Source organism: Streptomyces sp. NPDC031418, from assembly GCF_055581605.1.
In genome coordinates, this window is the sequence record NZ_JBVIJC010000025.1 from 24327 (window position 1) to 36860 (window position 12534).

Here is a 12534-nt window from a genome sequence, read left to right on the forward strand (position 1 = left end):
TCGCCGAAGCGGCCCCGCGCTCAGGAGGTCGTCGTGGAGACTCCAGGGTCGCAGTCGTCGCTGCACCGAGCCAACCTGGAGCGGGTGGTCCGGGCCGTACGGCTGGCCGGGTCCCTCACGCAGGCGGAGATCGCGCGGACGACCGGTCTGTCCGCCGCGACCGTCTCCAATATCGTGCGGGAGCTGAAGGACGGCGGAACCGTCGAGGTCACGCCCACCTCGGCGGGCGGGCGGCGCGCCCGCAGCGTCAGTCTGAGCGGGGACGCCGGCATCGTCATCGGCGTCGATTTCGGGCATACCCATCTGCGCGTCGCGATCGGCAACCTCGCCCACCAGGTGCTGGCCGAGGAGTCCGAGCCGCTGGACGTCGACGCCTCCGCCGCGCAGGGCTTCGACCGGGCCGAGGAGCTGGTCAGTCGCCTGATCGCAGCAACGGGCGTGGACCGGTCCAAGGTGGCCGGGGTGGGGCTCGGCGTGCCGGGCCCGATCGACGTGGAGTCGGGGACCCTGGGCTCGACCGCGATCCTGCCGGGCTGGGGCGGCACCAAGCCCGCCGAGGAGCTGCGCGAGCGGCTCGGCGTGCCGGTGCACGTGGACAACGACGCCAACCTCGGCGCCCTCGGCGAGCTGGTCTGGGGCGCCGGCCGGGGGGTGCGCGACCTCGCGTACATCAAGGTCGCGAGCGGTGTCGGCGCCGGTCTGGTCATCGACGGGAAGATCTACCGCGGCCCGGGTGGCACTGCGGGCGAAATAGGACATATTACACTCGATGAATCCGGCCCGGTCTGCCGTTGCGGAAACCGCGGCTGCCTGGAGACCTTCGCGGCCGCGCGCTATGTGCTGCCGCTGCTCCAGCCCAGTCACGGCCCCGACCTCACCATGGAGGGCGTCGTACGGCTGGCCAGGGACGGTGACCCGGGCTGCCGTCGGGTGATCGCCGACGTCGGCCGCCACATCGGCAGTGGAGTGGCCAATCTCTGCAATCTGCTGAACCCGAGCCGGGTGGTGCTCGGCGGTGATCTCGCCGAGGCCGGTGAGCTGGTGCTCGGGCCGATCAGGGAGTCCGTCGGCCGCTACGCCATCCCCAGCGCGGCGCGCCAACTGTCCGTTCTCCCCGGGGCACTTGGTGGTCGCGCGGAGGTGCTGGGGGCGCTCGCCCTCGCCCTCAGCGAGATGGGTGATTCAACCCTTTTGGACGGCACTCCGCCGGTCGCCACCCCTGCCTTCACTTAGAGAACGGATGGCACCGTTGCCATCTCGTTAAGGATTTACTTCTTGACGTCGCACGTGTGGCCGAGTTGACTTCCAGCCACCTCGGCCGCAACGACGCGGCCTCGTCAGGGAGGTTTCTGAAGTGAACGCACGTATGCGTCGTGCCGCCGTTGCCGTTGCCGCGGGTGCCATGGCCGTCTCGCTGGCCGCCTGTGGCAGTGCCAAGGAGTCGAAGGGCGGCACCTCTTCCTCGTCGGCCCCGAAGGGCGACAACATCAAGGTCGGTCTCCTGCTTCCGGAGAACAAGACCGCGCGTTACGAGAAGTTCGACCGCCCGCTGATCGAGAAGAAGATCAGCGAGCTGACGCACGGCAAGGCGACCATTCAGTACAACAACGCCCGCCAGGACGCGAACCTTCAGGCCCAGCAGGTCGACACGATGGTCACCAACAAGGTGGACGTCCTGATCGTGGACGCCGTCGACGCCAAGGCCATCCAGAACTCCGTGCAGAAGGCCGTGGACGCCGGCATCAAGGTCGTCGCCTACGACCGCCTCGCCGAGGGCCCGATCAGCGCCTACACCTCGTTCGACAACGAGGAGGTCGGCAAGACCCAGGGCCAGGCCCTGCTGAAGGCCATGGGCAGCAAGGCCACCAAGTCCTCCAAGATCGTCATGATCAACGGCTCGATCACCGACCCGAACGCCGCCCAGTTCAAGAAGGGCGCCCACTCCGTCCTCGACGGCAAGGTGACCATCGCCAAGGAGTACGACACCAAGGAGTGGTCGCCGGACAACGCCAACTCCGAGATGGAGGCGGCGATCTCCGCGGTCGGCAAGGACAAGATCGCGGGCGTCTACTCCGCCAACGACGGCATGGCCGGCGGTATCATCACCGCCCTGAACGCCGCGGGCATCAAGGTCCCGGTCACCGGCCAGGACGCCGAGCTGGCCGGTGTGCAGCGCATCGTCGCCGGTACCCAGTACATGAGCGTCTACAAGCCGTACGCCCCCGAGGCCGACGCCGCCGCCGAGATGGCCGTCGCGCTCGCCCAGGGCAAGTCGCTGGACTCCGTCGCCAAGGACAAGGTCTCCAGCACCTCCCAGAAGGACGTCCCCTCGGTGCTCGTCCCGGTCACCTCGCTGACCCAGGCGAACATCAAGGACACCGTCGTCAAGGACGGCGTGTACACGGTCAACGAGATCTGCACCGCCGACTACAAGGACGCCTGCAAGAAGATCGGCCTCCAGTAGGCGGACCGACCTTCGGTCACCCGGCCCGGTCCCTTCCCTGAAACGGGCATCCGCTCTTGAATGCCCCTGGGGAACACGGCCGGCCGCCCAAGCTCCTCCGGTGCCCCGCGCACTCATACAGCCCCGCAAGCTCGGCGCGGGGCGCCGGACGGAACTACCCCCCAAACTTTCTGCACAACCTCCCGCCGGGTCAGGCGGCGAAGGAGATGGTTCACGTGTCCGCTACGCCCGTGCTGGCGTTGCGCGGGGTCTCCAAGCGATTCGGTGCCGTTCAGGCGCTCACCGACGTAGAGCTTGAGGTCCACGCCGGTGAGGTGGTCGCCCTGGTCGGCGACAACGGCGCCGGAAAGTCCACGCTGGTCAAGACGATCGCCGGCGTGCACCCGATCGACGAGGGTGCCATCGAGTGGGACGGCAAGCCCGTCACCATCACCCGTCCGCACGACGCCCAGGCCCTGGGCATCGCGACGGTCTACCAGGACCTCGCGCTGTGCGACAACATCGATGTCGTCGGCAACCTCTTCCTCGGCCGAGAGCTGAAGAAGTGGGGCGTCCTGGACGAGGTCGAGATGGAGCGCCGCTCCCGCGAGCTGCTCACCACGCTCTCGATCCGCATCCCCAGCGTCCGCATCCCGATCGCCTCGCTCTCCGGCGGTCAGCGCCAGACCGTGGCCATCGCCCGCTCCATGCTCGGCGACCCCAAGCTGGTGATCCTCGACGAGCCCACCGCCGCCCTCGGCGTGGAGCAGACCGCCCAGGTCCTCGACCTGGTCGAGCGGCTGCGTGAGCGCGGCCTCGCCGTCATCCTCATCAGCCACAACATGGCGGACGTGAAGGCGGTGGCCGACAAGGTCGCCGTCCTGCGCCTCGGCCGCAACAACGGCGTCTTCGAGGTCAAGACGACCTCCCAGGAGGAGATCATCTCCGCCATCACGGGCGCCACCGACAACGCCGTGACCCGCCGTGCGGCGCGCACGACCGGGGAGGTTTCCAAGTGAGCATCGACAAGACCTCCGCGAACGCCGACAAGGCGAGCCTCGACAAGAGCGCCGAGACGGCGCAGGCGGTGGAGAACCCCGAGGCCGCGGTGCCCTCCGTCGCCGCGGTCGACCCCCGGCTGCTGGTCCGCCAGGAAGGCATCCTCGGCTACTGGGACGAGTTCAAGCGCAAGATGAAGGCCGGCGAGCTGGGCTCCCTGCCGGTCGTCGTGGGCCTCGCGATCATCTGTGTGATCTTCCAGGTCCTGAACTCGAACTTCCTGTCCGCGCAGAACATCAACGACATCACCATCACGATGGTCGGCACGGGCATGATCTCGGTCGGCATCGTGTTCGTGCTGCTGCTCGGCGAGATCGACCTGTCGGTCGGCTCGGTCAGCGGCGCGGCCAGCGCCCTCGCCGGTGTCCTCGCGGTGAACCAGGGCTGGCCCGAGTGGGCGGCCGTGCTGGTCGCCGTCGCCGCCGGTGTCGCCATCGGCGCGCTGCACGGCTTCTTCTTCGCGGTGCTCGGCGCCCCCGCCTTCGCCGTGACGCTGGCCGGTCTGCTGTTCTGGCTCGGCTTCATGCTGAAGGTGCTGGGCGCGGACGGCACGATCAACCTCGACCCCAACGGTCTGGTCGGCAAACTCACCACGTACTACTTCTCCGACGTCGCCGCCGCCTACGGGCTCGCGGTCGTCGTGGTCGCGGTGTTCTTCCTCACCTCCTTCCTGAGCAACCGGCGCCGGGAGGCCGTGGGCGTCCCGTCCCGGCCGCTCAGCGACACCCTGCTGCGCACCGCGCTGCTGGCCGTGATCGCCTTCGCCGCCGCCTACATGTACAACCAGTGGAAGGGCCTGCCGCTGGCCACGGTCGTCTTCCTGGCCTTCCTGGTCGGCACGGACTTCCTGCTGCGCCGTACCGCCTACGGCCGCAAGATCTTCGCTCTCGGCGGCAGCGTCGAGGCCTCGCGGCGCGCGGGCATCAACGTCACCGCGGTGCGGATCTCCGTGTTCGCGATCTCCGGTGGCTTCGCGGCGATCGGCGGTCTGTTCCTGGCCTCGAAGATCGCGTCGGCCAACCAGAGCGCCGGTACCGGTGACCTGCTGATGAACGCGATCGCCGCCGCGGTGATCGGCGGTACCTCGCTGTTCGGCGGCCGCGGCCGCACCTGGAACGCGCTGCTGGGTGTGCTGGTGATCGTCTCGATCCAGTACGGCCTCCAGCTGGAGTCCATCGCCGAGCCGGTGAAGTACATGATCACCGCCGCGGTGCTGCTGACCACCGTCGTGATCGACTCGATCACCCGGAAGACGCAGAAGACGGCGGGACGCGCGTAACAGCGCCGTCTCACCGAACGGGCGTGGGGCCGATACAGCCCCACGCCCCTTTTTGTGTTGCCGGAGCCGCAAATTGCCAGGGCTGTCGTGTGCCGCAAAGTCGGAACATTAGACTCTGGCGAGTCCGGTAACAAGCTCGATCAGCTCTATTGCAAGGAGGCACGGGGTGCCGCTGCTGACCCGCATCAGGGGACCGCGCGATCTGGACCGGCTCAGCCTGGAGGAGCTGGACCAGCTGGCAGAGGAGATCCGGAGCTTCCTCGTCGAGGCCGTCTCGAAGACCGGCGGTCACCTCGGTCCCAACCTCGGTGTGGTCGAGCTGACCATCGCCCTGCACCGCGTCTTCCACTCCCCGAAGGACAAGGTGCTCTGGGACACCGGCCACCAGTCCTACGTGCACAAGCTGCTCACCGGCCGGCAGGACTTCTCCAAGCTCAAGATGAAGGGGGGCCTGTCCGGCTACCCCGCGCAGGCCGAGTCCGAGCACGACGTCATCGAGAACAGCCACGCCTCCACGGTGCTCGGCTGGGCCGACGGCATCGCCAAGGCCAACCAGCTCAAGCAGCGGGACAGCCGGGTCGTCGCGGTCATCGGTGACGGCGCGCTCACCGGCGGTATGGCCTGGGAGGCGCTGAACAACATCGCCGACGCCAAGGACCGCCCCCTGGTCATCGTCGTCAACGACAACGAGCGCTCGTACGCGCCGACCATCGGCGGCCTCGCCAACCACCTGGCGACCCTGCGCACCACCGACGGCTACGAGCGGTTCCTCGCCCGCACCAGGGAGGTGCTGGAGAAGACCCCGGTCGTCGGCAAGCCGCTGTACGAGACCCTGCACGGCGCGAAGAAGGGCCTGAAGGACTTCATCGCCCCGCAGGGCATGTTCGAGGACCTGGGCCTGAAGTACGTCGGCCCGATCGACGGCCACGACATCGAGGCGCTGGAGTCGGCGCTGGCCCGCGCCAAGCGGTTCGGTGGCCCGGTGATCGTGCACTGCCTGACCGAGAAGGGCCGCGGCTACCAGCCGGCCCTCCAGGACGAGGCGGACCGCTTCCACGCCGTCGGCAAGATCCACCCGGACACCGGTCTGCCGATCGCCACCTCCGGCGCCGACTGGACCTCCGTGTTCGGCGAGGAGATGGTGAAGCTGGGCGAGGAGCGGGAGGACATCGTCGCCATCACGGCGGCCATGCTCCAGCCGGTCGGCCTGGACAAGTTTGCCAAGCGCTTCCCCGACCGCGTGTACGACGTCGGCATCGCCGAGCAGCACGGCGCCGTCTCCGCCGCCGGTCTCGCCTACGCCGGGGTGCACCCGGTCTTCGCGGTGTACGCCACCTTCCTCAACCGCGCCTTCGACCAGGTGCTGATGGACGTGGCCCTGCACAAGTGCGGCGTCACCTTCGTGCTGGACCGGGCCGGCGTCACCGGCACCGACGGCGCCTCCCACAACGGCATGTGGGACATGTCGATCCTCCAGGTCGTGCCCGGGCTGCGGCTGGCCGCCCCGCGCGACGCCGACCAGGTCCGCGCCCAGCTGCGCGAGGCCGTGGCCGTCGAGGACGCGCCGACCGTGGTGCGCTTCTCCAAGGGGGCGGTCGGCCCCGCGGTACCCGCCGTGGGCCGGGTCGGCGGCATGGACGTGCTGCGCGAGCCCGGCACCGACAAGCCGGACGTGCTGCTGGTCTCGGTCGGCGCCCTCGCCCCGATGTGCCTGGAGGTCGCCGCACTGCTCGACAAGCAGGGCATCTCCACCACCGTGGTCGACCCGCGCTGGGTCAAGCCCGTCGACGAGGCGATGGCCCCGCTGGCCGAGCGGCACCGGGTCGTCGTCACCGTCGAGGACAACAGCCGGGTCGGCGGTGTCGGCTCCGCCATCGCCCAGGCCCTGCGGGACGCGGGCGTGGACGTACCGCTGCGTGACTTCGGCATCCCGCCGCGCTTCCTGGACCACGCCTCCCGTGCCGAGGTGCTCGCCGAGATCGGGCTGACCGCCCCCGACATCGCCCGCCAGGTCACCGGGCTGGTCGCCAAGCTCGACGGCAGGTTCGACCGTCCGGCGGACGCCGTCGACTCCGTCGAACCGGCGCGCGACTGACGCCGTACGCACCCTCCCGGGCCGGTTGCGCCGCTTTCTGCGGTGGCGGAACCGGCCCGCTTGCGTGAACCTGCCAGTGCCGGGCATACGCTTCCCGACCCTCTGCGTGGGAGGTAGGTACGTGAGCAGCACGCTGTTCAGGACGAAGAACGTCGAGCAGTCCATCCGGGACACCGAGGAGCCGGAGCATTCACTCAAGAAGTCCCTCTCCGCGCTCGACCTGACCGTCTTCGGCGTCGGTGTCATCATCGGCACCGGCATCTTCGTCCTCACCGGACAGGTCGCCAAGAACAACGCCGGTCCGGCGGTGTCCCTGGCCTTCGTCGCGGCCGGCGTGGTCTGTGCGCTCGCCGCCCTCTGCTATGCCGAGTTCGCCTCCACGGTCCCGGTGGCCGGTTCGGCGTACACCTTCAGCTACGCCTCGCTGGGCGAGCTGCCCGCCTGGATCATCGGCTGGGACCTGGTCCTGGAGTTCGCGCTCGGCACGGCGGTGGTGGCCGTCGGCTGGTCCGGCTACATCCGCTCGCTGCTGGACAACGCCGGCTGGCACCTGCCCGCCTATCTGTCCGGCCGGGACAACGCCTCCGGCTTCGGCTTCGACATCCTCGCCGCCGCCCTGGTCCTGGTGCTGACCGCCATCCTGGTCCTCGGCATGAAGCTGTCGGCCCGGATCACCTCGCTGGTGGTGGCCGTCAAGGTGGCCGTCGTCCTCATCGTGATCGTCGCCGGCGCCTTCTTCGTCAAGTCCGCCAACTACTCGCCGTTCATCCCGCCGGCCCAGCCGGTGCCGGCCGGCGGCAGTCTCAAGGCCCCGCTGATCCAGCTGATGTTCGGCTGGGCGCCCGCCAACTTCGGTGTGATGGGTATCTTCACCGCGGCCTCGGTGGTGTTCTTCGCCTTCATCGGCTTCGACATCGTCGCCACGGCCGCCGAGGAGACCCGCAACCCGCAGCGGGACATGCCGCGCGGCATCCTCGGCTCCCTGCTCATCTGCACGGTGCTCTACGTCGCCGTGTCCATCGTCGTCACCGGCATGGAGAAGTACACCAGGCTGTCGGTGGCCGCGCCGCTGGCCGACGCGTTCAAGGCCATCGGCCACCCCTGGTACGCGGGCGTGATCAGCTTCGGCGCGGCCGTCGGTCTGACCACCGTCTGCATGATCCTGCTCCTCGGCCAGACCCGGGTCTTCTTCGCGATGAGCCGGGACGGCCTGCTGCCCCGCTTCTTCTCCCGCGTCCACCCCCGGTTCAAGACCCCGCACCGGCCCACCATCCTGCTCGGCGTGATCATCGCGATCGTGGCCGGCTTCACCAGCCTCAGCCAGCTGGCCGAACTGGTCAACATCGGCACCCTGTTCGCGTTCGTCGTCGTCGCGATCAGCGTGATCATCCTCCGCCGGACCCGTCCCGACCTGCCGCGCGCCTTCCGCACCCCGTGGGTGCCGTTCGTCCCGATCCTGTCGGTGTGCGCCTCGCTGTGGCTGATGCTCAACCTGCCGGCCGAGACCTGGCTCCGGTTCGCGATCTGGATGGTCATCGGCTTCGCGGTCTACTTCTTCTACGGCCGCACCCACAGCCGCCTCGCCCTGCGCGAGCAGACCCCGGCCGGGGAAGTCCCGCAGCCGCCCCCGGGAAACGCGCCGTAGGACATCCTCAGCCGAGCACCGCGCGCGGTCCCGTCACCTCCGCGCCCAGCTCGGTCACCCGGCGGCGCAGCTCGCGGTCGGCGGTGACGACCAGGCACGGGCGGTCGCCGGCCGCCGCCGCGAGGTCCACGATGCGGTCGTCGCCGCTGCCGGACGCCTCCTCGATCCGCACCCCGGGTACGGCGGCCACCCCCCGGGCCGCGCCCTCCAGGACCAGCACCAGCTCCACCGGCCCGCCCAGCCCCGCCACACCGGAGCGCGCGTACGGCACCAGCCGGTCGCGCAGCCGCTCGGCGGCGGCCCGGCGGTCCCGCCACCAGCCGTCGGGCACGGACCCGACGACATTGGCGCCGTCGACGAGGAGGAGGGGGAGGGGAAGGGCGTCGGTCATGGCGTCAGGGTGTCATCAAGGGGTTCGGGCCGCAGCGGCGTCACGGAGGAGTCCGGCGAAGGTCAGGGCGGCGGGGGTGAGCGCGTGGTCGGCCATACGGACCAGGAGGATACGGCGGATGGGGGCCGGCGGCTTCAGGGGCAGGACGTCGACGCCGGGTCGGATGCCCTCCAGAGCGAGGGTGGGGGCGAGGGCGACGCCGATGCCGGCGGCGACCATGGCCTGGGCTTCCTGGTAGTCGTGGGCCTCGTAGGCGATGTGCGGTTCGAAGCCGGCGGCGCGGCAGCCGCGGACCAGGGCCTCGGCCACCGGGTGATGGTCGGCGCGGGTGATCCAGGGGTCGTGTGCGAAGTCGGCGAGTGAGGCGGTGTGACGGCCGGCGAGGGGATGGTGGTCGCTGACCAGAAGGGCCGGCGGGTCATCGAGGAGGGGGGTGATGACGATGTCCTCCCGGTCGATGCGGCTCCAGTCGTAGTCCCACATCAGCGACATCTCGATCTCCCGGTTCTCCAGCATGGTCCAGAGTCCGGCGATGCGGGCGCTGCGGACGGTCAGCCGTACGTCGGGGTGGGCGTCCCGGAAGGCGGTCACGGCCTGCGGGAGGAGCGAGGCGCCGACGGTGGGGAAGGTGCCGATGCGCAGGGTGCCCGCGCGCAGGCCGGCGAAGTCGGCGAGTTCGTTTTCCGCGGCCCGCAGTTCGCGTTCGATCCGTTCCCCCCGTTCGGCCAGCGCCCGTCCGGCGTCGGTGACGGTGACGCCCCGGGCGTGGCGTTCCAGCAGGGGCTGTCCCGCCTCCGCTTCCAGGCGGCTGATCTGCTGCGACACCGCTGACGGTGTGTAGTTGAGGGCGCGCGCGGTCGCTGTCACCGAGCCGCGCCGGGCGACCTCCGTGAACAGCAGGATGCGCCGGACGTCGAGCATGCCGCCACCTCCAGCGTTCACTTCACCTTAATAGCCATAAAGATTTCCGAGATTGTACTTCACGCTGCCGTAACCCACCGTGGAGGACACCACGCCGCGGCGAGACCGTCGGTGGGCTTCCCCTTCCCTGTCTGTGAGGAGTCGGCTGTGCTGCGTCTGAAGGGCGAAATGATCCGGGGTGGAACCAGCAAGTGCTGGCTCTTCGACCACCGTGACGTGGCCGCCACGGGCGTGGACGTCGATGCCCTGCTGCTCGCCGCCTTCAACGCCGCCGACCCCCGCCAGATCGACGGCGTGGGCGGCGCTTCCTCCACCACCTCCAAGGCCGCCGTCGTCCAGGCGTCGACCCGGCCCGGTGTGGATGTCGAGTACGCCTTCGCCCAGGTCGGCATCGGCGACGAGCGGGTGGAGTGGGCCAGCAACTGCGGCAACTGCGCCACCGCCGTGGCCCTGTACGCCGTCCACCACGACCTCGTGCCGATCACGTCGGACACCACCACCGTCCGCATGCTCAACGTCAACACCGGGGCCCGCCTCACCGGCACGATCCCCACCCCTGGGGGCCTGGCCCCGGAGGAGGGCACGGCCGTGGTGCCGGGCACCTCGGCACCGGGCGTTCCGGTCCTGCTCGGGTTCGAGGACCCGGCGGGCTCGACGACCGGCCGCGCTCTGCCGACCGGCCGGGCACTGGACGAACTGACCGGCCCGGACGGTCCCGTCGAGGCGACCCTGGTGGACGCCGGTGCGCCGGCCGCCCTGTTCGAGGCCAAGGCGTTCGGCCTCGACGGCACGGAATCCCTCACCGCGTTCGCCGCCGCAGTGCCCGCGCTGACCCTGCTGCGCCGCCAGGCGGCGCTGGCCATGGGCCTGGCCCGCGAGGGCGATCCGGTCAGCCACGCGGTGCCGAAGGTGGGCATCGTCGCCCGCCCCGCCCCCTACCGCACCACTCACGGCACACTCGTCAACCAGGACGAGTACGACCTGGCCGTACGCATGGTCTCCATGCACGCCCCGCACCCGGCGATCGGCCTGACCTCCGCCGTGGCCCTGACCACGGCCGCCGCCACCCCCGGCACCCTCGCCCACCGCGTCGCCCGGCAGACCGCCGATGGCACGCTGCGCCTGGGCACCCCCGCCGGCGTGATCGCCGCCCGAGCCGTCCCCGCACCGGACGGCGCGTCCCCCACGGTGCTGCTGCACCGCGCCGCCCGGCGTATCGCCCGAGCCGAACTCCTCGTTCCCGTCCTGGAAGGACGCCCCGCATGAGCCGCAACGACGCCGCCCCGGGTACCGTCACCGCACCACCCGGCCGCATCCGCCGGATGCTGTCCCACCTCTACGTCCAGTGTCTGATCGGCGTCCTCCTCGGCGCCGCCGTGGGCGGGCTGTGGCCGTCCGTCGGCGCCGACCTCAAGCCGCTCGGCGACGGTTTCATCGCGCTGGTGAAGATGTTCATCGCGCCGGTCATCTTCTGCACGGTCGTCCACGGCATCGCCTCCATGGGCAACGCCCGCGCGGTCGGCCGCGTGAGCCTGAAGGCTCTGGTCTACTTCGAGGTGCTGACCACCGTGGCCATGGTGATCGGCCTGGTCGTCGTCAACGTCGTCAAGCCGGGCAGCGGTCTGCACATCGACCCGTCGACCCTGTCCGCCAAGGGCCTGCCGCCGGAGGCCACCACGGCCCACGAGGGCTTCGCCGGGTTCCTGCTGTCCGTCATCCCGGCCACCCTGGTCAGTGCCCTGAGCGGCAACCAGATCCTGCCGGTGCTGCTGGTGTCCGTGCTGTTCGGCTTCGGCCTGCACGCCAGCGGAGAGGCCGGCCTGAACATCGCCCGGGGCATCGAGAAGTTCTCCACGGTCCTGTTCACGCTCATCCGCTGGATCATGAGGCTCGCCCCCCTCGGCGCGTTCGGCTCGATGGCCTTCACCATCGGCCACTACGGCCTGGGCACCCTGCGCCATCTGGCCCTGCTGGTCGGCTCGTTCTGGCTGACCGCCCTCCTCTTCGTCCTGGTCGTCCTCGGGACCGTGATGCGCCTGAACGGGCTGCGGCTGCTGCCCTTCCTGCGCTACATCAAGGAGGAACTGCTGATCGTCCTGGGCACCTCCTCCACCGAGCCCGTCCTGCCGCGCATGATGGCCAAGCTCCAGCACGTGGGCGCCTCGAAACCGGTCGTCGGCATCACGCTGCCCGCCGGGTACTCCTTCAACCTCGACGGCACCGCCATCTACCTGACCATGGGCTCGGTCTTCCTCGCCCAGGCCCTCGGTATCGACCTCACCCTCACCCAGCAGCTGACCATGCTCGCCGTCATGCTGCTCACCTCCAAGGGCGCCGCGGGCGTCACCGGCTCCGGCTTCATCGCCCTGGCCGCGACTCTCAGCGCCGTCCCGCACGTCCCGGTCACCGCCCTCGCGCTGATCTTCGGCGTCGACCGGTTCATGTCCGAGGCCCGCGCCCTGACCAGTCTGGTCGGCAACGGCGTCGCCACCCTGGCCGTCGCCCGCTGGGAGGGCGAGCTCGACACGGACCGCGCCAAGGCCGTCCTGCGCGGAGAGATCCCCTACGCTCCCTCCACGGTGACCGCCGAGCCCGATCCCCAGCAGACGCCCGCACCCGCGGCGATGCCCGGCCCCACCCGCGACCCGGTCCCCGCCGCGAACTGACAGGACGTGCGCGGGTCTTCCCGCTTCCGGCCGCC

General features: G+C 70.2%; 10 protein-coding genes. 8 read left to right on the top strand and 2 right to left on the bottom strand.

The window, feature by feature from the left end; genetic code table 11:
- Nucleotides 1–33: 33 nt before the first annotated feature.
- The 6 genes from ACZ5CZ_RS31050 to ACZ5CZ_RS31075 all read left to right on the top strand — a co-directional run bounded on the left by ACZ5CZ_RS31050 (nt 34) and on the right by ACZ5CZ_RS31075 (nt 8521).
- Complete coding sequence (locus ACZ5CZ_RS31050; protein WP_385840571.1) at nt 34–1233, top strand: ROK family transcriptional regulator; 1200 nt, start codon at nt 34–36, stop codon at nt 1231–1233.
- 133 nt (nt 1234–1366) lie between these two features.
- Nucleotides 1367–2464: a substrate-binding domain-containing protein gene (locus tag ACZ5CZ_RS31055; RefSeq protein WP_385840833.1), complete on the top strand. Its 1098-nt coding sequence runs from the start codon at nt 1367–1369 to the stop codon at nt 2462–2464.
- 206 nt (nt 2465–2670) lie between these two features.
- Nucleotides 2671–3462, top strand: coding sequence for an ATP-binding cassette domain-containing protein (locus ACZ5CZ_RS31060; protein WP_450787404.1), 792 nt, complete (start codon nt 2671–2673; stop codon nt 3460–3462).
- On the top strand, nt 3459–4781 hold the full coding sequence (locus ACZ5CZ_RS31065) for a sugar ABC transporter permease (RefSeq protein WP_385840574.1): 1323 nt from the start codon (nt 3459–3461) through the stop codon (nt 4779–4781). The genes ACZ5CZ_RS31060 and ACZ5CZ_RS31065 overlap by 4 nt, the downstream gene beginning before the upstream one ends.
- A gap of 166 nt (nt 4782–4947) precedes the next feature.
- On the top strand, nt 4948–6876 hold the full coding sequence (dxs, locus tag ACZ5CZ_RS31070) for a 1-deoxy-D-xylulose-5-phosphate synthase (RefSeq protein ID WP_468947621.1): 1929 nt from the start codon (nt 4948–4950) through the stop codon (nt 6874–6876).
- A 121-nt stretch (nt 6877–6997) separates the two neighbouring features.
- The gene (locus ACZ5CZ_RS31075; RefSeq protein WP_385840576.1) at nt 6998–8521 is read left to right on the top strand and encodes an amino acid permease; all 1524 of its coding nucleotides are present in this window, start codon (nt 6998–7000) and stop codon (nt 8519–8521) included.
- Nucleotides 8522–8528: 7 nt separating this feature from the next.
- On the opposite strand, the gene ACZ5CZ_RS31080 is transcribed toward ACZ5CZ_RS31075, so the two are convergent.
- A complete protein-coding gene (locus ACZ5CZ_RS31080; protein WP_385840577.1) occupies nt 8529–8912 on the bottom strand; it encodes a PIN domain-containing protein in 384 nt (127 codons plus the stop codon).
- Between the two features lie 15 nt (nt 8913–8927).
- Nucleotides 8928–9833: a LysR family transcriptional regulator gene (locus ACZ5CZ_RS31085; RefSeq protein WP_385840578.1), complete on the bottom strand. Its 906-nt coding sequence runs from the start codon at nt 9831–9833 to the stop codon at nt 8928–8930.
- 147 nt (nt 9834–9980) lie between these two features.
- Here ACZ5CZ_RS31085 and ACZ5CZ_RS31090 point away from each other — a divergent pair, with 147 nt between their 5' ends.
- Together ACZ5CZ_RS31090 and dctA are read left to right on the top strand one after the other, a co-directional pair.
- A complete protein-coding gene (locus ACZ5CZ_RS31090; protein ID WP_385840580.1) occupies nt 9981–11099 on the top strand; it encodes a PrpF domain-containing protein in 1119 nt (372 codons plus the stop codon).
- Nucleotides 11096–12499: a C4-dicarboxylate transporter DctA gene (dctA, locus tag ACZ5CZ_RS31095; protein ID WP_468947625.1), complete on the top strand. Its 1404-nt coding sequence runs from the start codon at nt 11096–11098 to the stop codon at nt 12497–12499. The genes ACZ5CZ_RS31090 and dctA overlap by 4 nt, the downstream gene beginning before the upstream one ends.
- The last annotated feature ends 35 nt before the right edge of the window (nt 12500–12534 follow it).

Coding starts and splice junctions, on each gene's coding strand:
- ACZ5CZ_RS31055 (WP_385840833.1), top strand. CDS start 1,367: ATGCGTCGTGCCGCCGTTGCCGTTGCCGCGGGTGCCATGGCCGTCTCG.
- ACZ5CZ_RS31060 (WP_450787404.1), top strand. CDS start 2,671: ATGGTTCACGTGTCCGCTACGCCCGTGCTGGCGTTGCGCGGGGTCTCC.
- ACZ5CZ_RS31080 (WP_385840577.1), bottom strand. CDS start 8,912: ATGACCGACGCCCTTCCCCTCCCCCTCCTCCTCGTCGACGGCGCCAAT.
- ACZ5CZ_RS31085 (WP_385840578.1), bottom strand. CDS start 9,833: ATGCTCGACGTCCGGCGCATCCTGCTGTTCACGGAGGTCGCCCGGCGC.
- dctA (WP_468947625.1), top strand. CDS start 11,096: ATGAGCCGCAACGACGCCGCCCCGGGTACCGTCACCGCACCACCCGGC.